1 protein-coding gene is annotated in these 255 nt (G+C 71.0%); it reads right to left on the reverse strand.

Features of this window, described 5'->3' with window-relative positions:
- On the reverse strand, positions 1-156 hold a 156-nt coding region (locus SAZ04_RS23295; RefSeq protein ID WP_348533369.1), incomplete at its 3' end, for a lipoyl domain-containing protein.
- Positions 157-255: the final 99 nt, after the last annotated feature.

The raw sequence follows: 255 nt of genomic DNA on the forward strand, positions 1-255 counted from the left end.
GGGGGCGAGCACCTCGACGTCGACCTTGTCGACGGCGACCTCCGCGATGAGCTGCCCCTCGGCCACGGTGGCGCCGTCGTCGACGAACCACGTCGCGACGACCCCCTCGGCGTCGGGGCTGTCCTTCGACAGGTGCGGGAAGAGGATGTCGGCCATCGATCAGCCCATGACCGTGCGGATCGCGTCGCGAATGCGGTCCTGGCGCGGGAGGACGGCGTACTCGAGCTCTCGGGCGTACGGGATGGGCACGTCGGG

It is taken from the genome of Halalkalibacter lacteus (assembly GCF_036663595.1).
In the GTDB taxonomy this organism is placed as follows: domain Bacteria; phylum Bacillota; class Bacilli; order Bacillales; family Bacillaceae_D; genus Halalkalibacter; species Halalkalibacter lacteus.